The following is a 22070-nucleotide window of genomic DNA, read 5'->3' as shown; positions in this document are numbered from 1 at the left end:
TGATTGTTTAAGTTATGGTTTGATATTATAGAGCATGCGTTTATTGTATTTAAAGTTAAAGGTGCTAGGGTTCCAAGAATTGTATCCATAGTAGCCATTATAACTGCCGCCCCAACCCCAATTCATATAATAGTAAGTACTCTGTATGCCTAATTCACAATAATAATGAGACCTAAACCCTTCACAAACCCAAGCATGTCCATCTTCATAACCGCACCACCAAAGAAAACAGTCCTTGTCATTATAACCGGCAAGAATAACCGGCCTTCCAGAAATTATTTCTCCCTTAACGGTTGAATGATTCCAAGTTCCATAAGAAGCTGAAGAGTAATCAAATATATTTTTTAAAGCGTCTACACCATTTTCTGTATGAGCTCCTGAGCCAGTACAATTATAATTCATTTGTACTGCTGTACCTATGTCTTTTAACAATTGTGAAATTTCATTTGATCCAGCACTTGTAAGCGGCATATTTTGCCAAACGTATGAATTTGGATATTGATAGTATCTCATTACTTGTCCAATAGCGGTCGCAACACATCCAGAAGGTGGTTTACCTTGATAGCTTTCACATCCCATATTTGGCAAGTAATTGTTAAAACCTGACCATTGGCTCCATTTTGAACCAATTAATGGTCCATAATAGTTATGAATATCATTGCAATTGGGTTCTTCCCCGGGGTTAGGACCACCACACTTTGAATTTAAAGAGATATTTTCAGAAATTGCCATTTGCATTGGACAAGGCTCATATAACTCTTTAGTTGAATGATTATTTGTTGAACCTTCTTCTGAATTATTCCTTATTTTTAAAATGTTTATAGTGGCTTCTTCAAGCCACCATAACAGTCCCGACGGTATTTCTCTATTCGAAAAATCAAAATTATTTTCATTAGAGTATGCTAAAATTGGTTGAGAACTTTTATCTCCAGATATTATTATAAAGCCTCCTTCATGATAATTAAATATATAAAAAGCGGTAATTCCTGATGAGTCTGGTACCGTTAAAACTGTGTCGATGGTTTTAGTAGATGAAGCCAATTTTTTATTGCTTTCTGCTTTTGAATTGAATTCTAAAGTGGAGGCGATGGATGTAGCTTCCTGTTTAGTGATAAAATACTCATTGTTCTTAATTTCAGTTTGATTCTCAATAGTATCTTTATCACAGGATGTAAGAGCACATCGTAGAAAATGATAAAAGATATTACAATCAATTTTTTCATACGAATTTAATTTTTGGTAGTAAATTTCTTTCAAGAAAGAAATTTTAACAATAAGAGGTATATGTGAATTGATAGATGTTCATTTCCAATTGATGGAACCCTATTTTCAATTGACGGATGAGGAATTATAGGTGTTTTTTAAAAGAATTTGGACCAAATTCCCCTCCAACGGTAGCTCCTTATAAACTTTCCCTCTTTTCTGGAAACGTATTTGGGTTGCTGTTGGAAGAAAGCTCTTAGGTAGCCAAATATGGCTTGGAAGTATAACCCCGGACTTTTAGCCTGCAAGGCCATTTTTAATGTGGCAATTTTAGTGAGTACGAGTCCATAACCCATTTTATACATCGCGACACCCTTGGATTGATAGTTTTTGGTGCTGTACCCGTGTCCCGTCGGGCGAAGATGTTTCACCTTGAGTTCAGGAATCGTCAATGTATCAAAATCGTGGTATTTGGCCAGAAGTGTATCCACAGTGTCCCAGCCTACGCCCGGACGCAGACCGCCGATTTTGTTAAAGCAGGCTTTATGATAAAGTTTGATTGGTCCCCGGATATGATTTTTATCCGCAATGTTTTCATAAATCCAATTTTCTCCTTTTTTGATGTAGAGAAGTCCGGAGCACATTCCGAGTTTCCAGTTGGCCTGAAATTGATTAACGATGAGTTCAAAATAATTTTCGGGCAGAATAATGTCTGCATCAAACTTTCCAATGAGGTCAAAATCTGAGGTTTGTTCCAATCCAAAATTAAAAGTGTCCACAACTTTTTTGCCCGGAATATGTTCGTTGGACGAGCTGCGCTGAACGGCTTTTATCCAGTTGTATTTTTGTGCGTAGTCTTTTGCAATATTAAAAGTGTTGTCGGAAGAATTGTCGTCCACAACAATCACTTCATTGGGCAAGTAGGTCTGACCCACAAAGGAATCTAGGCAATCTTGTAAAAAAATTGCTTCATTGTGAGCTGGAATAACAATACTGATGCGCATGTGCTAAAATTCCAAAAAACAATCTACAAATCCCAAATTAGTTTGTTGTCATTTCGAACGAATGTGAGAAATCCAAAAAAACTAAGGAGAGATTTCTCAATCGCTTTGCTCATTTCGAAATGACGGTTAATGCTCTCTTTCCGCATATACGATATAGTATCGATTTGTAAAATATCGAAGAATAGGGCGAAGGCCTATTTTTTTGGAGGGATTTGTCCACTTGGAGGAATCTTTTATGGTCCATCCGGCTTTTTCCAAGAGCCAGTCAAACTGCCAATCCTCAAATTCGTGATAGTGCCTGTCCCATGGGTCGGTTTTACTGCGGTAGGCAGGTGCAAACCACAATCGCATGGGTATGCTTGCGACCAATTTATCCGCTTTTATTTCTTTAAGAACATTAAAAGGTGCTATTAAATGCTCAAAGATTTCGAAAGCAGTTACAACATCGGCATTAGATTTTACAATACTTTCAAAATCGACATCCAAATCTTCTCCGGCAGTATTCGTAATACTGTACCCATTGGATTTCATTATTTCTGAAAAGGGATTTTCAACCCCTAAATCCAAAATGGTCTCTGAAGTATCAATGTGTTTTTGTAAGAACGCCAATGTATGTTTGTAGCGTTTGTTGGGAAAGTTGTTTTCGTACATTTAATATCGATATACAATGGCATTGATGTTCATTCCTGCACCAACACTTGCAAATATAACAACGTCTCCCTTTTTTACTTCATGTTCCGGTAGTTTTCCTTTAAGAACCATATCATAAAGTGTGGGAACCGTGGCAACCGAACTGTTTCCCAAATCGTGTATGCTCATCGGCATTACATTTTCTGGCACAGGTTTTCCGTAGATTTTATAAAATCTTTTTATAATGGCCTCGTCCATTTTTTCGTTGGCTTGATGGATGAATATTTTTTTAACGTCCTCAATATCAACTCCGCTATCATCTAGGCAAGAAGCCATGGCCTTGGGTACGTTGATGCAGGCAAATTCATATATTTTTCTCCCCTGCATTTTAATATATCGTGTGTCTTTGGACTCCAAAGGGCTGTTCGATTTATCAAAATAAAGATAGTATGCCTCTTCATTGGCATACGTTTCCGATGCATGGGATAATATCTCTCCTTTGGGGGAATTGGCCTCAAGGATAGCAGCTCCTGCACCATCGGAAAAAATCATGCTGTCGCGGTCGTGTCGGTCAACAACTCTGGATAGTGTTTCCGCTCCGATGACCAAACACTTTTTGGCCATGCCACTTTTGATAAATGCAGTAGCTTGAATCATACCTTCTATCCAGCCGGGGCAACCGAAGATAAGATCGTACGCAACGCATTTAGGATTTTGTATTCGTAATAGATGTTTAACACGGGTGGCGAGGCTCGGTAGCGTATCCCCTTGTATTTTTCCTGGAGTAAGGTCACCAAAATTATGGGCGAAGATAATGTAATCTAACTCCTCTTTATTCACCCCAGCACTTGCTATGGCTTCTTCGGCAGCCAAAAAACCAATATCCGATGTTTTGAGGTCTGGTTGGGCATACCTTCGATTCGAAATACCTGTGATAGCTTCAAATTTTTCAATAATCACATTGTTTTTTTGTTCAAAGGAGGAGCCGTCGGTTTCCATAAACTGATGGTCCAAAAAATTTTCGTTTTTGGTAATTATGGAAGGAATGTGACTCCCGGTGCCTATTATGCCAATTTTCATATTGTGCGGAGGTTTTTAATCAATACAATTTAAGGTATTGAACCATTATTGTTATGCATGCATAATAAATTATACAATGTTCAAAAGGTAACTCATATATTGCTGGATACGAAAAAAGCCTTGAACTATTATTAGTAACAAGGCTTTTAATCAATGTTTATAGTGGTTTTTAGGCCTCTATGTAATCTTCGATAGGTGCACAGGTACACATTAAATTACGATCCCCAAACGCCTCATCTGTTCTTCGTATACTTGGCCAAAATTTGTTTTCGGTAATATAAGGTAATGGGAAGGCCGCTTTTTCCCTGCTATATGGGTGCTCCCAAGAATCGCTGGTAACCATGGCCAATGTGTGGGGTGCATTTTTCAGGACATTGTCCGTCTCATCGGCAGTAGCCTCATCGATTTCTGTTCTGATGGATAACAAGGCATTACAGAAGCGGTCCAATTCTGCACGACTCTCGCTTTCCGTTGGCTCTATCATTAATGTTCCAGCTACGGGGAACGATACCGTTGGTGCATGGAAACCATAATCGATCAGACGTTTGGCAATATCGGTAACTTCGATGCCGTTGGCTTTAAATGGTCTGCAATCAATGATCATTTCGTGGGCGGCACGTCCTCTTTCGCCAGCATACAGTACATCGAACTTACCTTTTAAACGGTCTTTGATGTAGTTGGCGTTGAGGATGGCAGCCTTGGTTGCATTTGTCAGTCCTTCTGAACCCAACATTTTAATATATCCATAAGAAATCAAGCACACCAAAGAGCTTCCCCATGGCGCTGATGAAATGGCTGTGATGGCATTTTCTCCCCCCGTAGGAATTACTGGATTGGTCGGTAAAAACGGTTTCAACTGCTCGGCCACGCAAATAGGTCCAACACCTGGTCCTCCGCCTCCGTGCGGAATGGCAAAGGTCTTGTGCAGGTTCAAGTGGCAAACGTCCGCTCCAATGGTTGCAGGATTGGTCAATCCTACTTGTGCGTTCATGTTGGCACCGTCCATGTAAACTTGTCCGCCGTTGTCGTGGACAAGTTTTGTAATCTGTTTTATGGAGGATTCAAAAACCCCGTGAGTGGAAGGGTAGGTGACCATTAATGCAGCTAGGTTCTCCGCATGTTGATTCACTTTCTCTTCCAAATCGTTCAAATCGATATTTCCTTTTTCATCGGTTTTGGTCACGACCACTTTCATGCCTGCCATTACGGCCGAAGCAGGATTGGTGCCGTGGGCAGAAGCAGGAATCAAACAGATGTTGCGATGTCCCTCTCCTCTGGATTCATGGTAAGCACGGATAACCATAAGACCCGCATATTCACCTTGCGCACCAGAGTTGGGTTGAAGGGAGGTCGCAGAAAACCCTGTGATGACATTCAATTGCTCTTCCAATGATTTTAGGACCGTTTGGTAACCTTCTGCTTGATTTAAAGGCACAAATGGGTGGATGTTTCCCCATTCGCCCCAGCTCAATGGTAACATTTCCGATGCGGCATTCAGCTTCATTGTACAGCTACCTAAAGAAATCATGGATTGATTCAAGGCCAAATCTTTACGTTCCAATTTTTTGATGTAACGCATCAATTCAGTTTCGGAATGATAGGAGTTGAAGACTTCATGCTCCATAAACGGGGCTTGTCTTTGAAGGTTGGTCGGAATAGCTTCGTCCAATTGAACATCACTCAAAGATTTTTCATCTAAATCATGTGATTCCAAAAAGCAGGAGATCAAAGTTTCAACATCAGTATTGGAAACGGCTTCGTTCAAAGAAATGGACACTGTGCTCTCGTCAATGTAGTGAAGGTTGATGTCTTTGCTTTCAGCAACTTCTTTCAGTTTGTTGCTGTTTTTCACTTTTACCTCAACAGTATCAAAATAAGCACTGTTCATTTGTTCAAAACCATGCGCTTCCAAGACGCTGACCAACTTTTTGGTGTTATTGTGTACTTTGTTCGCAATATATTTCAAACCTTCTGGTCCATGATATACGGCGTACATGCCCGCCATCACGGCCAACAGTACTTGGGCGGTACAAATATTTGAGGTGGCTTTGTCCCTTTTTATATGCTGCTCCCTAGTTTGAAGCGCCATTCTGAGCGCTGGGTTGCCATCAGTATCTTTTGTGATACCTATGATACGTCCGGGAATGCTTCGTTTGTACTCCTCTTTAGTGGCAAAGAATGCAGCATGTGGTCCGCCATACCCCAATGGAATCCCAAAACGCTGCGTGGTTCCCACCACGGCATCCACACCCCATTCACCCGGAGGGGTCAATAGGACCAAGCTCAAAATGTCGGCAGCAACGGCTACTTTAATTTCATTTTCCTTCGCTTTTTCAACAAAAGATGCATAGTCGTTTACCTGACCATGTTTTCCCGGATATTGTAACAACGCACCATAGAATTCTTCTGAAAAATCAAAGGTCTCATGGTCACCGATTACAAGTTCTATCCCCAAAGGAATAGCTCTTGTTTCCAATAAGCTCAATGTTTGTGGCAATATTTCTTCGGAAACAAAGAATTTTACCGCACCGCTTTTTTTCTGTTGACGGCTACGAAGCTCGAACAACATGTTCATGGCCTCGGCCGCCGCTGTACTCTCATCCAATAGCGATGCATTGGCAATTTCCATTCCGGTAAGGTCGCTTACCATGGTCTGGAAATTTAAAAGCGCTTCCAACCTACCTTGGGCAATTTCAGCCTGATAGGGGGTGTAGGCGGTATACCATCCTGGATTTTCCAGAATATTTCTTTTAATAACAGATGGGGTAAGCGATTCATGGTACCCCAATCCGATATAGGTTTTAAAAACCTTGTTTTTCTTGGCCAGTTCGTTCAGGTGGCTCAGGAACTCATGTTCACTGATACCTTCGGGAAGGTCCAATGGTTTTTTTAGTTTGATGTCATCGGGAATGGTCTCATAAATGAGCTGTTCCATACTTTCGACCCCAATGGTTTCGAGCATGTGGGGCAAGTCTCTTTCTGTGATGCCAATGTGTCTGGCGGCAAAAACCTCTGTGTTCATGTTCAATCCAATAAAGTGCACAAAATTAGGGATTAATTCAATCAAAATAGCCAATTTTGAAGGTCTCTAGGGTAAAGTTGTTAACCACCAATTAACCTTAGTGACAAGGCCTAATTTTTTATCCTAATGCGGACCCTCAAAGCCATATTTGATTTTTACTTGGATGCCAGTATTCATGTAGCCATTGCTGTAATTTCTATGGCGGGCGTCACCTTCCATTTGTTGGGAAGTTCATCGGATATCAATCTAATGGGCTTTGTTTTTTTCAGTGTGATCGTTTGCTACAATTTCATTAAGTATGGTGTTGAGGCATACAAGTATCTCATCGTATCGAATGCCTACCACAAAGTGATTCAAATGTTCAGCTTTGTTTGCTTTGCTTTCGCGGTTTATTTTTTGCTGCAACTAAATAGGGATATTTGGATAGCAACGGCTATTTTGGGAGTGTTGTCCGCGCTGTATGCCGTGCCTTTGTTGCCCAGTGCCAATAATTTAAGGAATTTGGCGGGATTAAAAATTTATATAGTGGCCTTTGTCTGGGCCGGGTTTTCGGTCTTATTGCCTGTTTTGGATGCAGGAATAGAGTTGCATTGGGACTTTGCCGTAACATTTATTCAACGAATGCTGTTGGTTCTGGTTTTGATATTGCCATTTGAAATCAGGGATTTACAATGGGATGACAAAAGTTTAAGGACATTGCCACAGGTCTTGGGTATAAAAAACACGACCAGGTTAGGTATCGGGTTAACCTTGATTTTTTTCTTGATGACTTTTCTGAAGGATTCAATACATCAACATGAAATCGTATTACGGCTCATTTTGTCCGTAGCACTTATTTTTGTGCTTGCCTCAAAGAAGCGAATGCAGTCCAAATACTTTGTGATGTTCTGGGTGGAGGCGATACCGATTTTTTGGTTTTGTTTATTCTGGTGGACAGAGAATTATTTTTAAAGTTTCTCTTCCAATTCTCGCTTCATTTTTTTCTTGTCATCATCGGAGAGCATAGTCAGTCCAGCTCTATCACACAAAGAGGTCAACTCGCCATTCTTTTTGGAATAGCCACGACAAACCTTGCAATAGAGAAGGTGGAAACGAAGTTTTACAATGTCCCAAAAACTAGCTTCTTTGTACTGGGATTTGTCACAAATACATGATGCCTCTTTACATGAAATCTTCATACCTAAAACCAATTTTCGTTTAAACAACCCATAAGCGATGTCCTTGCCCTATGGATCATTACCCAAAGGTTGGACGGATTTATGTCCAGTTCATTACAAATATCCTCGGTGCTCATGCCTTGAATGGTCTTTAATTTAAAGGCCAAGGCCTGTTTTTGCGGCAATTTGGTGATGCAATCTTGAATAGCTGAACCCAATTCTTCATTTTCCAAAATATTGTCGCCGTCTTTACTGAAGGGGTCCGCGACCTGTTGTTCCAGCCAGTCACCCTCTGCATCGGAATCGGAACTATAGTTGATTCGGACCTCTGCTTTGCCTTTTTTTGAATTGATTTTACGATAATGGTCGATGACCTTTCGTTTCAAAATAGAAACCAACCAAGTTCTTTCCGCAGCATCCCCTTTAAAGTTTTTGGCGGAATTTAAGCCTGCAAAAAAGGTTTCCTGAACCAAATCCTTGGCAATTTCGGCATCGCTCACGCGAGATACTGCGTAATTAAAGAGGTAGTCCGCGTACAGGTCGACCCAATTGTCCGGTTGAAGTTTGTGATTGGCCATATGCTTATCGAATTCCCAAATGTAATGGTTTTTTGGACATTTGATCCTGACATTGAAGTCCTGTTAGACGAATAATCGTTGTGTTGCTGACAAAAAACATTGAACTATTGATCGGCCTCCAAAAGTCCGGCGCGTTCCAACAATGCATTGACGTTCGGTTCGGCTCCACGGAATTTTATGTAGAGGTCCATTGGATTCTCTGTACCTCCTTTGGAAAGTACATTCTCTTTGAACTTATCCGCGACCATTTTACTGAAAATTCCGTTTTCCTTGAAATGGGCAAAGGCATCTGCATCCAGAACTTCCGCCCATTTGTAGCTATAGTAGCCAGACGAATAACCTCCTTGAAAAATATGCGAGAATGATGTGCTCATACATGTTTCCGCTGTATCGGGGAACAAATTTGTGCTTTCAAAGGCTTCTTCTTCGTAGGCTTTTACATCCTTGATACCCGATGGGTCTTTTCCATGCCATGACATGTCCAATAAACCAAAACTCAATTGGCGAACGGTAGCCATACCCTCTTGAAAAGTAGCTGATTCCTTTATTTTTTCTACCAGTTCCATTGGAATTAATTCACCTGTCTCATAATGATGTGCGAAAAGTTCCAATGCTTCTTTCTCGTAACACCAGTTTTCCATTACTTGGCTGGGTAGTTCCACAAAATCCCAATACACCGAAGTGCCCGATAGGCTAGGGTAGGTGGTGTTCGCTAGCATGCCGTGAAGTCCGTGACCAAATTCATGAAAAAGGGTCGTGACCTCATTAAAGGTGAGCAGTGAGGGCTTTGAACTTGTCGGTTTTGTAAAATTACAGACATTGGAAATGTGTGGTCTGCTATTTTCGCCATTTAAAATATACTGAGGTTTGTAGGAGGTCATCCAAGCACCGCCACGTTTTCCTGCCCTAGGATGGAAGTCGGCATAGAACAAGGAAATAAATTCATCATTATCATATACTTCAAAAGTCTTGACTTCTGGATGGTATTTGTCCACGTTGTCCACTTCTTTAAACGTAAGCCCAAAGAGTTTTTCAGCAACTTTGAAAACCCCGTTGATAACATTTTCCAGTTTGAAGTACGGTTTCAGTTTTTCATCATCCAAATTGAAAAGCTTTTGCTTCAATTTTTCGGAGTAGTAGGCGCTGTCCCATTTTTCCAAACGGTCAATGTTGTCCAATTCCTTGGCGTATGCCTCTAATTCCGTAAACTCTCTTTCGGCTGCTGGTTTGGCTTTTTCCAAAAGTTCATTTAGGAAATCCAGTACTTTTTCGGGAGTTTCGGCCATGCGTTCTTCTAGAACAAAATCCGCATGGGTTTTATATCCTAGAAGATTGGCTCTTTCGTGACGAAGATTTACGATGCGTTTTACATTTTCCTGATTGTCCAGTTCATCACCGTGAAAACCCTTGCTGCCGAAAGCCATGGAAAGTTCCTTTCGCAATTCCCTATTCTTTGCGTATTTCATAAAAGGGATATAGCTCGGGTAATCCAGCGTAATCATCCAGCCTTCTTTACCTTTAGATTCCGCCAATTGAGCGGCTGCCTCTTTTGTTCCTTCGGGTAATCCTTCCACATCTTTTTCATCCGTAAGGTGCATTTCGTACTTGTTGGTCTCGGCCAATACGTTTTCTCCAAATGTAAGCTTCAACTTAGAGAGTTCGGCATCGATTTCACGCAGACGTTTTTTATTTTCTTCCTTTAAATTGGCCCCGTTTCTACTAAAATTCTTGTATTTCTTTTCAAGAAGCGTTTGTTGTTCGGTGGTCAAATCCAGAGAGTCACGTTGCTCATAAACGGCTTTTATCCTTGCAAAAAGACCTTCGTTCAAAGTAATATCGTTGCTGAACTCTGATAAAATAGGTGATACTTCCTGAGCTATTTTTTGAATTTCCTCATTGGTCTCAGCAGAATTCAAATTGAAAAATATGCTGGAGATTCGGTCCAATTGTTGCCCGGAAAAATCCAAGGCTTCCAAAGTATTTTCAAAAGTTGGGGGTTCAGGGTTGTTTACAATGTCATCGATTTCTTTTTTGGTGTCCTCGATGGCCTGAAGAAAAGCAGGCTTAAAATGTTCGTTCTTTATTTTGGAAAAAGGAGCTTGGTTAAAAGGCTCCAACAATGGGTTGCTCATAGTTGTTACTTCTGTTCTTTGTTTTTTAAACGTATCACGGCCCAATCACTCAACAAATAGGCGAAACCGATAATGGATGAAATTACGGCCATGGTCAGTGGGGCGTAATTCCTAATGGTTGAACCATAGGTTTTTCTGTTCATGGCAGCAATGGCTTCTTCAGAATATTCGTTGAGGTCCACAAAACCGTTTCCGTTCAAATCGTACGTGCTGGCATAATCCGAAATAAATTGCCAACGTATTTCAATAAAAATCAATAGTGCGGCATACATGGCAAATACCAAAAGACTGCTTTTCCATAGTCCTTTTACGTATGGATTGCGAAGTTTTGGCAGCGTGAAGCCAAAAAAGGCAATGGCGCAAATCCCCAGCAGTATGCCAATTTGATTATAGTTCATAACCAAACACGATTTTTTCTAAAAGGTTTTCTTTATCTCCTCTGCCCCTTTGATGACTTTTTCCTTTAGTCCCTCTTTATAGGAAATTATGTTGTCCATAATCTCGCTGTCGGAACTTCCTATGATTTGTGCCGCAAGGATACCGGCATTTTTTGCTCCGTTCAAAGCGACCGTAGCTACGGGAACGCCCCCGGGCATTTGCAAAATGGATAGGACGGAATCCCAACCATCAATGGAATTGCTGCTTTTTACTGGTACTCCGATAACAGGGAGAGGAGATAACGATGCCACCATTCCCGGCAAATGTGCCGCTCCGCCGGCTCCAGCAATAATTACGGAGTAGCCATTGGTATGGGCACTTTTGCTAAAACTGAACAATTTTTCGGGTGTTCTGTGGGCGGAAACAATATCCACGTCCACATCCACCCCCAATTCCTTTAATATATCGATGGCTTCTTGCATAACGGGAAGGTCACTTGTACTTCCCATAATTACGGCTACTTTGCTCATACCTTATTTGCTTATCACTTTAATGGTTTCCTTTACCTGTTGGGCTACTTCTCGGGCCCTGGCCATATTCTCGTCCACAATAGTCACGTGGCCCATTTTCCGAAACGGGCGGGTTTGTTTTTTGCCATAGATATGCGGTGTAACCCCGTCCATTTCCAATATTTTTTCAATGTTTTCATAGATCACATCGCCTGTATGTCCTTCTGCACCCACCAAGTTAACCATAATTCCTGCTACTTTGCTGTCGGTTTTTCCCAAAGGCAATCCCAGAATGGCACGGATATGTTGTTCGAACTGGTTGGTGTAGGCTGCTTCTATGCTGTAATGGCCACTGTTATGCGGTCGTGGAGCAGATTCGTTCACCAAAATTTGGTCGTCCTTGGTTTGGAACATCTCCACGGCCAGCAGTCCTACGTGCTTCATATGTTCCGAAACTTTTAATGCCACTTCCTGTGCTTTTTTGGCTACGGCATCATCAATCCGTGCAGGACAGATTACGTATTCCACCTGATTGGCTTCGGGATGAAACTCCATCTCAACCACGGGATATGTTTTTACCTCACCTTTTGAGTTTCGAGCTACCACAACGGCCAACTCATTTTTAAAATCAATCATTTTTTCGGCAATACACTCCACATTGGGCAGTTCTTTAAGGTCTTCCATCTTTCGTACGACTTTTACCCCTTGGCCGTCATACCCAAATTGAGCGCTCTTCCAAACAAATGGCAATGAAAGTCCGCCGTTGTTTATGCTGTCCTCGATTTCCGATGTGTAGGCAAAGCGGGTAAAAGGAGCGGTTGGAATACCATGGTCGGTATAGAATAATTTTTGAACGGCCTTGTTCTGGATGGTTCTTAATGTTTTGGTAGGCGGATATACGGTTTTGCCTTCGTGTTCCAACTTTTCAAGGGCGTCAACATTTACGTTTTCAATCTCGATGGTGAGCACATCTACATCTTTCCCAAAGGCGTAAACGGTGTCAAAATCCATCAAACTGCCCTGGACAAACTCGTTGCAGGCAATTTTGCATGGAGCTTCGGGAGAGGCATCCATTACCTTGGTCTGAATATCCCATTTTCTGGTTTCGTAGAGCATCATTTTGCCCAATTGTCCACCACCTAAAATTCCCAATTTAAAGTCTGAAGAGAAAAATTGCATTGATTTGTAAATTGAATGTGGGCAAAAATACATGAAATCCACGAGGGTATAAAAGATGTAAGGTTTTAGGAGCTTTAAAAATAGTATCTTTGCCAACCTGACCATAACTTGAACACATTGATTAAGCTCCACGATAAAGTTTTTAAGCCCTATTTAAAGGAAGAGCAAATCCTTGCGGCCATTGATAAAATGGCAAAGGAGATTGCAGCTGATTACAAGGATGAAACACCACTTTTTGTTGGTGTGCTCAACGGAGCTTTTATGTTTGTTGCCGATTTTTTGAAGGCCTACCAGCACCCATGTGAGGTGTCTTTTGTGCGGTTGAGTTCTTATCAAGGATTGACCTCGACAGGCATTGTGGAAACACTGTTGGACGTTCCTGAAGAATTGGAGGGCAAGAGTGTAATTATTTTGGAAGATGTGGTGGATACGGGAAGAACCTTGAAAGAATTGGTTCATCTGTTTTCCAACACCAATGTAAAGGAATTTAAAATAGGGACCCTTTTTTATAAGTCGGACATTTATAATGGTGAATATGCCATAGACTATGTAGGTCTGGAAATTCCAGATCATTTTATTGTGGGCTATGGGTTGGACTATAACGAGTTGGGTCGAAATCTTAGAGAAGTTTACCAATTAAATCAAACAGATATGATCAACCTAGTGCTTTTTGGAAAGCCAGGAGCAGGGAAGGGAACCCAAGCAGGTTTCTTGAAAGAAAAGTATAATCTGAAACACATTTCCACTGGAGATGTTTTCCGTTACAACATCAAAAACGGAACAGACCTTGGTAATTTGGCCAAGTCTTACATTGATAAGGGGGATTTGGTTCCCGATGAGGTGACCATTGATATGCTGAAGGACGAGGTCGAAAAGAACCCAGATGCAGCAGGTTTTATTTTTGATGGTTTTCCACGTACCGCAGCTCAGGCAGAAGCATTGGACAATTTCTTGGAATCCAAGGATATGAAGGTAAATGCAACCATTGCTTTGGAAGCTGAGGACGATGTTTTGGTGGAACGTCTTTTGGAACGTGGTAAAAGTAGCGGCCGTTCCGACGATCAGGACGAAAGTAAAATCCGTAACCGTTTTGATGAATACAATGAAAAAACAGCTCCTTTAAAAGCTTACTACGAAAAACAAGGAAAATTCCACTCTGTAAACGGAATAGGTGAAATCGATGAGATTACCCAGCGATTGAGCAAGGTAATCGATTCCCTATAATTGATTTCCCAAAAGACTTTTTTATATTAGAATATGACCGAAGGAAATTTTGTCGATTATGTAAAAGTTCACATCTCTTCTGGAAACGGGGGCAAGGGTTCTGCACATTTACGTCGCGAAAAATATGTGGCCAAAGGTGGGCCCGATGGTGGTGATGGCGGTCGAGGCGGTCATGTTATAGTCAAAGGGAACAAAAACTTATGGACACTGGTCCATTTCAAGTTCAAAAAACACTTTAAGGCCGGCCATGGCGAACACGGAAGCAAAAGCCGAAGTACTGGGGCCGATGGTGAGGATGTATATATGGAAGTGCCATTGGGCACAGTGGTGCGAGATACCGAAACTAACGAGATACTTTTTGAGATTACCGAGGACGGCGAAGAGAAAATTGTGCTCGAAGGAGGAATGGGCGGATTGGGAAACTGGCATTTTAAAAGTGCCACCAACCAAACACCCCGGTATGCACAACCAGGTATCAAGGGTCAAGAAGGCGACGTTACCTTAGAGCTTAAAGTCTTGGCGGATGTTGGTCTGGTAGGGTTTCCCAATGCCGGAAAATCAACGCTACTTTCCGTAATGACTTCCGCCAAACCTAAAATTGCGAATTACGAGTTTACCACCTTAAAACCCAATTTGGGCATTGTGGAATATCGTGATTTTCAAAGTTTTGTAATGGCTGATATTCCTGGAATTATTGAGGGTGCTGCCGAGGGAAAGGGATTGGGACATTACTTTTTGCGACATATCGAACGTAACGCTACGCTATTGTTTTTGATACCTGCCGACAGTAAGGACATCAGCCAAGAGTATAATATTCTTCTGGATGAGTTGAGACGATACAATCCCGAATTGCTGGACAAGGGACGTTTGGTGGTCATCTCTAAATGCGATATGCTGGACCAAGAGCTTATCACCGAAATGGACGAGGACATGAAAGAAGATTTCAAGGATGTTCCCTACATGTTCATATCTTCCGTGAGCGGATTGGGAGTTCAGCAGCTTAAGGATAGACTTTGGAAGCTTTTGAACGAATAACCGACAGCTATCTATCCTCTAATCAATATATTGATTAATTTTAGGAGAACCCAAATATCCAATATGCGTTATTTACTTTCCATAGTTTTGATTGTTTTGTTGGCATCCTGTAGCTCTGTCAAGGTAAACTATGATTACGATAAAACAGTCGATTTTTCCAGCTATTCTACCTATAACTATTATTCCGATATGCAATCTGGATTGAGTCAGTTGGATGAAAAAAGATTGCTCAATGCCTTGGATTCTACACTAAAAGCTAGAGGTTATCGATTGGCCGAAGAACCCGAACTCTTCATCAACATCATAAGCAATGAATACAGGAGCGCACCCAATAACAATGTAGGTGTTGGTCTTGGCGGTGGTGGTAGAAATGTCGGCGGAGGAATTTCTGTTGGGTTACCATTGGGCGGCCCAAATATGCAGCGCAGTATCCAAATCGATTTGGTGGATGCACAGCGTGATGCACTTGTTTGGCAGGCAGTCGCCGAGAGTGGTCTTAGAGAAAATGCATCGCCAAGTGTGCGAGAGGATAAACTACGGGCCGTGGTAAAAAAAGTATTCTCAAAATTTCCTCCAAAGGTAAAATAGTCCTTAAAATTAGTTCTTTACCACTATCTTAAACCGGTAGCAACTGATTTTACCGTTCAGTTTGTCAAAATTACCACTTGTCATAAATCACTTCATCAAGCAAGGGTTGTCCTATACTTTAGCTTTAGAAATAAATTCTAAAACCGAACAGTTATGATAGCACTAGCCAAATTAATCATTTCAATTTTAGTAAGTATTATTTTATAATCTGCCAGCGTTGCAAAATTTATTAATATGAAAAAGCTTAAAACAATTCAGAAAGTAGTTTTGGCCATGGGAATAATTGGCGTGTCCATAGGGATATTTGGAAGATATCAAACATGGGAGTATATGGAGTACTTTCCATTTTTCTATTCGGGAATAACCATGATGTGGGTTGCCTTTTTACCACAGAAAAAATCTTGCAGCAATCCGTTTAAAAGAAAAGCCGCACAAAAATCTTAGTAGCACCAATACTGAATTGGTTTAATGTAAATTTGGGCAAACGTGGCTCAAAGGAATGGAATTAAGTAGTAGAAAGAGAAATATTGCATTTTGGACGCTCCAATTATTGGGGTGGGGGTTTATCAATGCCATTGCAGCTTTGATTCCTCAAAAAATTAGTTTGGAGATGACCATTTTCTCCGTGGTTGTTGGAATTTTTATAGGCGTATTTTCGACCTCCATCTTACGTTGGTACCTTAAGAGAAATGTTCATTTTGATTCCTTTGGTGGAAAAGAGGTCCTGAAAATTATTGTATCCATATTACTGGCTTCAACGATTTTCGGACTTTTAAATGTCTTTTTTGGATATATCTACATAAAATTTGGCCCAGAAATTACCGAGGCAGAAATGCAGATGTTCGAGGGTTATGACAAAGTCATGGTCCAAGTATTGAATTCGCTTTTTTTGGTCGGAGCATGGACCTTCACCTATTTGGTGATTAAATTGCTTTTGAAATTGAATCAGGACAGAATTGAAAGGCTGGAACTGAACACCACCTTAAAGCAGGCCCAATTAAACACCTTAAAGGGACAAATAAATCCACATTTTATGTTCAATAGTCTCAACAACATTAGAGGTCTCATGCTGGAAGATGTGGAAAAATCAAGGGAAATGCTTACCAAGCTCTCCGAAATTATTCGCTATTCCCTTACCAAAAACAATATCAATGATATTCCAGTACGGGAGGAGTTGGAAGTAGTGGACAACTATATCGACCTTTCTAAAATACAGTTCGAAGATCGTTTGGAGTTTGTGAAACAAGTAGGGGCGGATACCTTGGATCTTAGAATTCCGCCGATGATCATTCAATTACTCATAGAAAATGCAACCAAGCATGGTATTTCCAATCTTAAAAATGGAGGAAGGATTCTCTTGGATATATCCAGGAAAGAAGATGATTTGATGATAGAAGTAAGGAATACAGGAAAACTCAATATTGCCAAAGACTCCACCAAATTAGGTTTGATAAACATAGAACAGCGCTTGAAGCTATTGTATGCTGGCAAAGCATCTTTTAAATTAGAGGAGATATCTGATGAGGTAGTGGCTGAAATCAAAATACCATTGGCATGAAGATCAGGGCGGTAATAGTTGAAGATTCTCGATTGGCAAGGAACGAGCTCAAGGAACTCATTAAGCTACATGATGATTTGGAGCTTATTGGCGAAGCAAGTAATGTAGATGATGGTGTTGAATTAATTGGGTCCGAATCCCCTGATTTGTTGTTCCTTGATATCAATATGCCGGAAAAGGATGGTTTCGATCTATTGGAAATGTTGGATGAGGTGCCGATTATCATCTTTACTACAGCTTACGACGAATATGCCATAAAATCCTTTGAGTACAATGCATTGGATTATCTATTAAAACCGGTCAGCAACAAACGTTTTGATATGGCCATTGAGAAAGTCCGTGCAAAAATGGTTGACAGGCAAGTAGATAGTCCCGCCATCAAAAAGTTGACAGAGGGCAGTCAGATTTTCATAAAAGATGGAGAGGACTGTTGGTTGGTGAAAATAGGGGATATATCACTCTTCGAAATTGTCGGGAACTACACGCGGGTATTCTTCGAGGATAAAAAGCCCATGCTCTACAAATCGCTTAACCAAGTGGAAGAAAAGTTGCCCGAAGATTCATTTTTTAGGGCAAACCGTCAGCAAATCATTAATACCAACTATATTGAAAATGTAGTTCCATGGTTTAATGGAAAGCTTAAGCTCACCATGAAAAATGGTGAGGAAGTGGAGGTTTCCCGCAGGCAATCCTATATTTTCAAGGATAAAATGAGTTTATAAAAAACCTCCAATTCAATTGGAGGTTTTTTTGTTAAGGTCTTAAAATGTCCTTGTATCGGTCTTTATAGCCGACAAGCACAACAATGTTGAGAATCAGTAGTGCCAGTGCAGGGGCAATGGACTCCATCGCCATGGTTAGGTGGAACAGGACAGCACATACCGATACGCTCATCAATATGATAGCCATTAAAGCTCCATATTTGTTCAAAATGAAGGAAATGCCTGCCAACACCTCTACCAATCCAACCAATATTAGAGTTTTGGACATTGTCAACCCTGTAAAATAGGTCATCATACCTTCTGGCATTTCTTCGGGAGCCGGAAGGAATGGATAGAGTTTGTTGGCCCCAAAAATGATGACGAACAACCCCAATAGGATACGGATCACCATAAAAACTTTTGAATTCATAAGTATAAATTTTATTGGTTACACATTAAAAGTATTCAAAAATTGAATATGTGATAATTTTATGATAAGATTTAATTTGTTGGGAGCCAGTTTTTTAAAGTGATTTCAACAAGCCCCCGTCAATAGGAATATTAGTTCCAGTGATGAAAGCAGCTTGGTCCGAAGCCAAAAATGCAACCAAGTATCCATATTCTTTGGGATCTCCAATTCTTTTTACAGGAACCTGTTCTTCCATATTGGAACGAACCTCTTCTGGAGAAATTCCTAACTTTTCAGCTTTTTTGGAATTCAATTGGGCAATGCGGTCCGTATCAAAGTAACCTGTTAGCGTACTGTTCACGGTAATCCCATCTTTGGCCACATCATAAGCCAAACTTTTGGCCCAAGTGACCACCGCAGCTCGAATAGTGTTCGAAAGAGCCAAATAGTTCAATGGTTCCTTTACCGAAATAGACGCTATGTTAATGATGCGGCCCCATTTGTTTTCCTGCATATGTTTTAGCGCAAGTTCCGTAGTGTAAACAACAGATTTGAAAAGCAGGTCAAATGCATTTTGATAATCTTCAACATTTTTTTCCAATGCGCCGCCGCCTTCGGGACCTTGGGTATTGTTAACCAAAATGTCTACAGAATTGATTTCAAAGAACCTGGATATTGTTTTCTTATAGTTTTTGAAATTGGAAAAATCTACGGATAGGAACTGGTGTTTTTGCCCTTGCGAAGAGTCCAATTCACTAATGATATCTTTCATACGTCCCTCGCTTCGGGCCATCAACGTAACGCTGGCGCCGCTTTCGGCCAATTGCCGAGCGATAGCTTCACCGATTCCTTTACTGCTGCCGCCGACCAAGGCATTCTTTCCTTTGAGAGATATGTTCATGACTATCGGTATTCTTCTCTAACCGGACTAAAAATGTCCATTAATTTGCAGGCCGTCAATGCCCTACCACTATGTGGGGCATTGGAAGGAATAACCACAACATCTCCAGCAGTGTAAGTTCCTTTTTCGCCATTCAAGGTGAATTCAAAAGTACCTTCCACTACATGCATAATTTGTTCATGGTCGTGCTGGTGCTCGGGCACTTCGGCATTTGGTTCTACATCCCAAAACACCCAGCTCATCCGTTCTCCGTGTACCAATTTACCATGGTAGCCAGGCATAATTTCTTTTGATTTTATTTCTGATAAATTCATAGTTCTCAAATTTACCACCAAGATAGGCATTAATCTAGGGTTTCGGAATTTGTATTGGCACCGGCATTGGCTATTTTTGAAACCTAAATTGAATCAATGCAGGTACATTTTATAGGTTTGGGCGAGGTAGAAATGTTTAATGTGGCCTTAGCTCTTCATAAGAAGGGAGATACGGTAACCGGAAGTGATGAACTTTTTGATGAATCGTTGAAGGACGTTATGCGAGACCAAGGATTGATGTGGGATGAGATAGGTTGGTTTTCAAATAGGGTCAATTCACAATTGGATTTCGTTGTTTTAGGTGCTAATGTTACAAGCGACAACCCGGAATTGGAAAAGGCTAAGGAACTAGGTTTGCGATTGGTTTCTTGCCCTGAATTCCTATACGAGCTGGTTAAATTGAAAACACGTGTTGTGATAGCCGGCAGCCAGAGAAGGTCCGAGGTCGTTTCAATGATTTTACATGTATTGGACTATAACAATATTGAAGTCGATTATGTGCTTTCTTCTCCAAATGGAATCCATTTAACCGAAGAAAATGATTTTATTGTCATCGAAGGTGGTGATGGGCCATCATCTGTTATTGACGCTGCACCACAGTTTCACAACTATCAGCCAAACATTGCTTTATTGACCAATATTGAGTTTGAAGAAGGAAGTTTTTATTCCGATTTTGAAACCTATGCGGAACAATACGGGATTTTTGTAAATAGTATTGTAAAGGGAGGGAGTATTACCTATAATGATGAAGATGTCGAAGTAAAAAGAAGAGTGGAGTCATCGGAAAACCCTATAAGAAAGTTCCCTTACGTAACCCCGGCGTATCAACAAAATGGCGGACAAATATTTTTGGATACGCCAGATGGTGAAATGCCATTGGAAATATCTGATGAAACAGCGTTGAGCAATTTAGCGGGGGCCAAATGGGTTTGCCAACAAATGGGAGTGGACGAAGTGGAGTTTTATGAGGCAATCGCTACATTTAAGTAGCTTCAAATCCAACATTTAAAAGGATTGGAAAATGTAATTTTGTCAGTTACGGGTTAAAGGAATGGTAATTGATTGATATTCTGAATGAAACGGCTCCTTCACAATATCTCATTTTACTTAAGACGATTTGTGTCTGTTTCGTTTTTTGCATTTATGTTGGGTATATCCAACGTTTTTCTACAAGAAGACCGAATGATAAATGATTCAAGGAAAAAAGTAGAACAGCACGAGGTTCAGGATGAAGACGATTCACTCTGACTATCTCCCTACATCAAACATTGAATTGCCTTAAATGGTGGTCCAAGTGCTTATATTGCATTTGTCCCCATTGTTCGGGTGTAAAAGACCCAAAAACTGGGTGTGGGTCCCACTCTTTTTTATCTTTTTCATTATGAAAATCGTTCACCAGACCAAGTAAGATATCCTTTTCTTTTGTAAAATCTTTGTCCTCCACAACCTTCAAACCTTTGGCAGTGGGCAAACCTTGGCGCCATGGTTTATCGTTGTACAAGCTTTTTTTAAAAAATTTGCCCACAAGTTTGAGCATAAAATTGGCATTGCCATCCGATTTGTGCCGTTTCAAGGATATTTTTAATGGAAATTGGCAATGGTGAAGCATTTGGCCAACTTTCATTTTGCCCCATTGCCTTTCCGAAGATTCTGAAAGTTGATGGATACGTGCAATAATTTCTTCGTGCGCCTCAGTATTGAAAAGGGATTTCATTATGAAGGATTTATATTGAAAATTACATAAAATTATTCTCCTATCTTTAGCACATGCAAGAAAAACTAGCTTCCTTTTCTATAAAAAACTGGGCCGATGATGATAGGCCAAGAGAAAAGTTAGTACAAAAAGGGAGTTTTGTACTTTCGGATGCCGAACTGATTGCTATTTTAATTGGATCAGGAAGTAGGAACGAGAGCGCAGTGGAACTTTCCAAACGGATATTGGCTTCTGTGGACAATAACCTCAATGAGCTCGGAAAGTTATCGGTAAACCAGTTGATGCGCTTTAAAGGAATTGGCGAGGCCAAGGCCGTAACAATTGCCGCAGCATTGGAGATGGGTAGGCGCAGACGATCGGAGGATACTTCCAAAATAATCAAAATACAGAGCAGTCACGATGCTTTTGAGTTGCTATATCCACTGATTGGCGAACTTCCGCACGAGGAGTTCTGGATTGTTTACCTGAACAATTCAAACAAAGTTGTCCATAAAGCACAGCTGAGCAAAGGGGGCATTACAGGAACTTTGGTAGATGTTAGGCTTGTCCTAAAACAAGCATTGGAGCTTGGGGCTGTGGGTATTATTTTGGCACACAACCACCCTTCAGGGACATTGGCACCAAGTGCTGCAGACAAACAAATAACAAAAAAATTGAAAGTGGCATCAGAAGCTCTGGATATAAAAATATTGGATCATTTAATCTTGGCCCAACACCAATATTTGAGCTTTGCCGATAAAGGAATACTGTAGTC

The 22070-nt window shown here is 40.8% G+C and carries 24 protein-coding genes; 9 read left to right on the top strand and 15 right to left on the bottom strand.

The window, feature by feature from the left end:
* Nucleotides 1-12 precede the first annotated feature (12 nt).
* The 5 genes from K1F36_RS09200 to gcvP all read right to left on the bottom strand — a co-directional run bounded on the left by K1F36_RS09200 (nt 13) and on the right by gcvP (nt 6939).
* Nucleotides 13-1257 (bottom strand): C10 family peptidase, encoded by a 1245-nt coding sequence (locus K1F36_RS09200; protein WP_220113551.1) that lies wholly within the window; start codon nt 1255-1257, stop codon nt 13-15.
* 104 nt (nt 1258-1361) lie between these two features.
* Nucleotides 1362-2207 (bottom strand): glycosyltransferase family 2 protein, encoded by an 846-nt coding sequence (locus tag K1F36_RS09195; RefSeq protein ID WP_220113550.1) that lies wholly within the window; start codon nt 2205-2207, stop codon nt 1362-1364.
* Between the two features lie 126 nt (nt 2208-2333).
* Nucleotides 2334-2858, bottom strand: a complete 525-nt coding sequence (locus K1F36_RS09190; protein ID WP_220113549.1) for a class I SAM-dependent methyltransferase — start codon at nt 2856-2858, stop codon at nt 2334-2336.
* On the bottom strand, nt 2859-3917 hold the full coding sequence (locus K1F36_RS09185) for a 3-oxoacyl-ACP synthase III family protein (RefSeq protein ID WP_220113548.1): 1059 nt from the start codon (nt 3915-3917) through the stop codon (nt 2859-2861).
* A gap of 169 nt (nt 3918-4086) precedes the next feature.
* Nucleotides 4087-6939 (bottom strand): aminomethyl-transferring glycine dehydrogenase, encoded by a 2853-nt coding sequence (gene gcvP / locus K1F36_RS09180; RefSeq protein WP_220113596.1) that lies wholly within the window; start codon nt 6937-6939, stop codon nt 4087-4089.
* Nucleotides 6940-7065: 126 nt separating this feature from the next.
* Here gcvP and K1F36_RS09175 point away from each other — a divergent pair, with 126 nt between their 5' ends.
* Complete coding sequence (locus K1F36_RS09175) at nt 7066-7890, top strand: UbiA prenyltransferase family protein (RefSeq protein WP_220113547.1); 825 nt, start codon at nt 7066-7068, stop codon at nt 7888-7890.
* Here K1F36_RS09175 and K1F36_RS09170 read toward each other — a convergent pair.
* The 6 genes from K1F36_RS09170 to K1F36_RS09145 all read right to left on the bottom strand — a co-directional run bounded on the left by K1F36_RS09170 (nt 7887) and on the right by K1F36_RS09145 (nt 12872).
* On the bottom strand, nt 7887-8117 hold the full coding sequence (locus K1F36_RS09170; protein ID WP_108246778.1) for a hypothetical protein: 231 nt from the start codon (nt 8115-8117) through the stop codon (nt 7887-7889). The genes K1F36_RS09175 and K1F36_RS09170 overlap by 4 nt on opposite strands.
* A gap of 2 nt (nt 8118-8119) precedes the next feature.
* Nucleotides 8120-8674, bottom strand: a complete 555-nt coding sequence (locus tag K1F36_RS09165) for a sigma-70 family RNA polymerase sigma factor (protein WP_220113546.1) — start codon at nt 8672-8674, stop codon at nt 8120-8122.
* A 104-nt stretch (nt 8675-8778) separates the two neighbouring features.
* Nucleotides 8779-10806 carry a M3 family metallopeptidase gene (locus K1F36_RS09160; protein ID WP_220113545.1) on the bottom strand — a complete coding sequence of 676 codons (2028 nt, stop codon included), beginning with the start codon at nt 10804-10806 and terminating at the stop codon, nt 8779-8781.
* A gap of 5 nt (nt 10807-10811) precedes the next feature.
* Entirely contained in the window at nt 10812-11204 is a 393-nt protein-coding gene (locus K1F36_RS09155; RefSeq protein WP_220113544.1) for a hypothetical protein, read from the bottom strand.
* 18 nt (nt 11205-11222) lie between these two features.
* Complete coding sequence (purE, locus tag K1F36_RS09150; RefSeq protein ID WP_220113543.1) at nt 11223-11714, bottom strand: 5-(carboxyamino)imidazole ribonucleotide mutase; 492 nt, start codon at nt 11712-11714, stop codon at nt 11223-11225.
* Between the two features lie 3 nt (nt 11715-11717).
* Entirely contained in the window at nt 11718-12872 is a 1155-nt protein-coding gene (locus tag K1F36_RS09145) for a 5-(carboxyamino)imidazole ribonucleotide synthase (protein WP_220113542.1), read from the bottom strand.
* A 117-nt stretch (nt 12873-12989) separates the two neighbouring features.
* Between K1F36_RS09145 and K1F36_RS09140 the strand changes: the two genes are divergently transcribed.
* From K1F36_RS09140 to K1F36_RS09115, 6 genes are all read left to right on the top strand, one after another.
* On the top strand, nt 12990-14096 hold the full coding sequence (locus tag K1F36_RS09140) for an adenylate kinase (RefSeq protein WP_220113595.1): 1107 nt from the start codon (nt 12990-12992) through the stop codon (nt 14094-14096).
* A 33-nt stretch (nt 14097-14129) separates the two neighbouring features.
* The gene (obgE, locus tag K1F36_RS09135) at nt 14130-15131 is read left to right on the top strand and encodes a GTPase ObgE (RefSeq protein ID WP_220113541.1); all 1002 of its coding nucleotides are present in this window, start codon (nt 14130-14132) and stop codon (nt 15129-15131) included.
* Between the two features lie 63 nt (nt 15132-15194).
* The gene (locus K1F36_RS09130; protein ID WP_220113540.1) at nt 15195-15719 is read left to right on the top strand and encodes a DUF4136 domain-containing protein; all 525 of its coding nucleotides are present in this window, start codon (nt 15195-15197) and stop codon (nt 15717-15719) included.
* A gap of 234 nt (nt 15720-15953) precedes the next feature.
* On the top strand, nt 15954-16163 hold the full coding sequence (locus tag K1F36_RS09125) for a hypothetical protein (protein ID WP_220113539.1): 210 nt from the start codon (nt 15954-15956) through the stop codon (nt 16161-16163).
* 55 nt (nt 16164-16218) lie between these two features.
* Entirely contained in the window at nt 16219-17277 is a 1059-nt protein-coding gene (locus K1F36_RS09120) for a sensor histidine kinase (RefSeq protein WP_220113538.1), read from the top strand.
* Nucleotides 17274-17999, top strand: a complete 726-nt coding sequence (locus K1F36_RS09115; protein ID WP_220113537.1) for a LytR/AlgR family response regulator transcription factor — start codon at nt 17274-17276, stop codon at nt 17997-17999. Before K1F36_RS09120 ends, K1F36_RS09115 begins: the two co-directional genes overlap by 4 nt.
* Nucleotides 18000-18030: 31 nt before the next feature.
* On the opposite strand, the gene K1F36_RS09110 is transcribed toward K1F36_RS09115, so the two are convergent.
* From K1F36_RS09110 to K1F36_RS09100, 3 genes are all read right to left on the bottom strand, one after another.
* The gene (locus K1F36_RS09110; protein WP_220113536.1) at nt 18031-18408 is read right to left on the bottom strand and encodes a DoxX family membrane protein; all 378 of its coding nucleotides are present in this window, start codon (nt 18406-18408) and stop codon (nt 18031-18033) included.
* A 94-nt stretch (nt 18409-18502) separates the two neighbouring features.
* Nucleotides 18503-19288, bottom strand: coding sequence for an SDR family oxidoreductase (locus K1F36_RS09105; RefSeq protein ID WP_220113535.1), 786 nt, complete (start codon nt 19286-19288; stop codon nt 18503-18505).
* Nucleotides 19289-19290: 2 nt separating this feature from the next.
* Entirely contained in the window at nt 19291-19602 is a 312-nt protein-coding gene (locus K1F36_RS09100; protein ID WP_220113534.1) for a cupin domain-containing protein, read from the bottom strand.
* Nucleotides 19603-19698: 96 nt separating this feature from the next.
* Here K1F36_RS09100 and K1F36_RS09095 point away from each other — a divergent pair, with 96 nt between their 5' ends.
* Nucleotides 19699-20592 (top strand): Mur ligase domain-containing protein, encoded by an 894-nt coding sequence (locus tag K1F36_RS09095; protein WP_220113533.1) that lies wholly within the window; start codon nt 19699-19701, stop codon nt 20590-20592.
* A 271-nt stretch (nt 20593-20863) separates the two neighbouring features.
* On the opposite strand, the gene K1F36_RS09090 is transcribed toward K1F36_RS09095, so the two are convergent.
* Nucleotides 20864-21316, bottom strand: coding sequence for a DUF1569 domain-containing protein (locus tag K1F36_RS09090; RefSeq protein ID WP_220113532.1), 453 nt, complete (start codon nt 21314-21316; stop codon nt 20864-20866).
* Nucleotides 21317-21369: 53 nt separating this feature from the next.
* Here K1F36_RS09090 and radC point away from each other — a divergent pair, with 53 nt between their 5' ends.
* Nucleotides 21370-22068 carry a RadC family protein gene (radC, locus tag K1F36_RS09085; RefSeq protein ID WP_220113531.1) on the top strand — a complete coding sequence of 233 codons (699 nt, stop codon included), beginning with the start codon at nt 21370-21372 and terminating at the stop codon, nt 22066-22068.
* The last annotated feature ends 2 nt before the right edge of the window (nt 22069-22070 follow it).

Source organism: Flagellimonas abyssi, assembly GCF_019457905.1.
Taxonomy (GTDB): Bacteria; Bacteroidota; Bacteroidia; order Flavobacteriales; family Flavobacteriaceae; genus Flagellimonas; species Flagellimonas abyssi.
This window is presented reverse-complemented; position numbering and strand designations above follow the sequence as displayed.

Excerpts from the sequence above, each read along its gene's own strand:
- K1F36_RS09185 (WP_220113548.1), bottom strand. The coding sequence starts at position 3,917 with ATGAAAATTGGCATAATAGGCACCGGGAGTCACATTCCTTCCATAATT.
- K1F36_RS09165 (WP_220113546.1), bottom strand. The coding sequence starts at position 8,674 with ATGGCCAATCACAAACTTCAACCGGACAATTGGGTCGACCTGTACGCG.
- K1F36_RS09115 (WP_220113537.1), top strand. The coding sequence starts at position 17,274 with ATGAAGATCAGGGCGGTAATAGTTGAAGATTCTCGATTGGCAAGGAAC.
- radC (WP_220113531.1), top strand. The coding sequence starts at position 21,370 with ATGCAAGAAAAACTAGCTTCCTTTTCTATAAAAAACTGGGCCGATGAT.
- purE (WP_220113543.1), bottom strand. The coding sequence starts at position 11,714 with ATGAGCAAAGTAGCCGTAATTATGGGAAGTACAAGTGACCTTCCCGTT.
- obgE (WP_220113541.1), top strand. The coding sequence starts at position 14,130 with ATGACCGAAGGAAATTTTGTCGATTATGTAAAAGTTCACATCTCTTCT.
- K1F36_RS09090 (WP_220113532.1), bottom strand. The coding sequence starts at position 21,316 with ATGAAATCCCTTTTCAATACTGAGGCGCACGAAGAAATTATTGCACGT.
- K1F36_RS09155 (WP_220113544.1), bottom strand. The coding sequence starts at position 11,204 with ATGAACTATAATCAAATTGGCATACTGCTGGGGATTTGCGCCATTGCC.
- K1F36_RS09160 (WP_220113545.1), bottom strand. The coding sequence starts at position 10,806 with ATGAGCAACCCATTGTTGGAGCCTTTTAACCAAGCTCCTTTTTCCAAA.
- K1F36_RS09120 (WP_220113538.1), top strand. The coding sequence starts at position 16,219 with ATGGAATTAAGTAGTAGAAAGAGAAATATTGCATTTTGGACGCTCCAA.
- K1F36_RS09105 (WP_220113535.1), bottom strand. The coding sequence starts at position 19,288 with ATGAACATATCTCTCAAAGGAAAGAATGCCTTGGTCGGCGGCAGCAGT.
- K1F36_RS09110 (WP_220113536.1), bottom strand. The coding sequence starts at position 18,408 with ATGAATTCAAAAGTTTTTATGGTGATCCGTATCCTATTGGGGTTGTTC.
- K1F36_RS09130 (WP_220113540.1), top strand. The coding sequence starts at position 15,195 with ATGCGTTATTTACTTTCCATAGTTTTGATTGTTTTGTTGGCATCCTGT.
- K1F36_RS09170 (WP_108246778.1), bottom strand. The coding sequence starts at position 8,117 with ATGAAGATTTCATGTAAAGAGGCATCATGTATTTGTGACAAATCCCAG.
- K1F36_RS09175 (WP_220113547.1), top strand. The coding sequence starts at position 7,066 with ATGCGGACCCTCAAAGCCATATTTGATTTTTACTTGGATGCCAGTATT.
- K1F36_RS09190 (WP_220113549.1), bottom strand. The coding sequence starts at position 2,858 with ATGTACGAAAACAACTTTCCCAACAAACGCTACAAACATACATTGGCG.
- K1F36_RS09195 (WP_220113550.1), bottom strand. The coding sequence starts at position 2,207 with ATGCGCATCAGTATTGTTATTCCAGCTCACAATGAAGCAATTTTTTTA.
- K1F36_RS09145 (WP_220113542.1), bottom strand. The coding sequence starts at position 12,872 with ATGCAATTTTTCTCTTCAGACTTTAAATTGGGAATTTTAGGTGGTGGA.
- K1F36_RS09100 (WP_220113534.1), bottom strand. The coding sequence starts at position 19,602 with ATGAATTTATCAGAAATAAAATCAAAAGAAATTATGCCTGGCTACCAT.
- K1F36_RS09125 (WP_220113539.1), top strand. The coding sequence starts at position 15,954 with ATGAAAAAGCTTAAAACAATTCAGAAAGTAGTTTTGGCCATGGGAATA.
- gcvP (WP_220113596.1), bottom strand. The coding sequence starts at position 6,939 with ATGAACACAGAGGTTTTTGCCGCCAGACACATTGGCATCACAGAAAGA.
- K1F36_RS09095 (WP_220113533.1), top strand. The coding sequence starts at position 19,699 with ATGCAGGTACATTTTATAGGTTTGGGCGAGGTAGAAATGTTTAATGTG.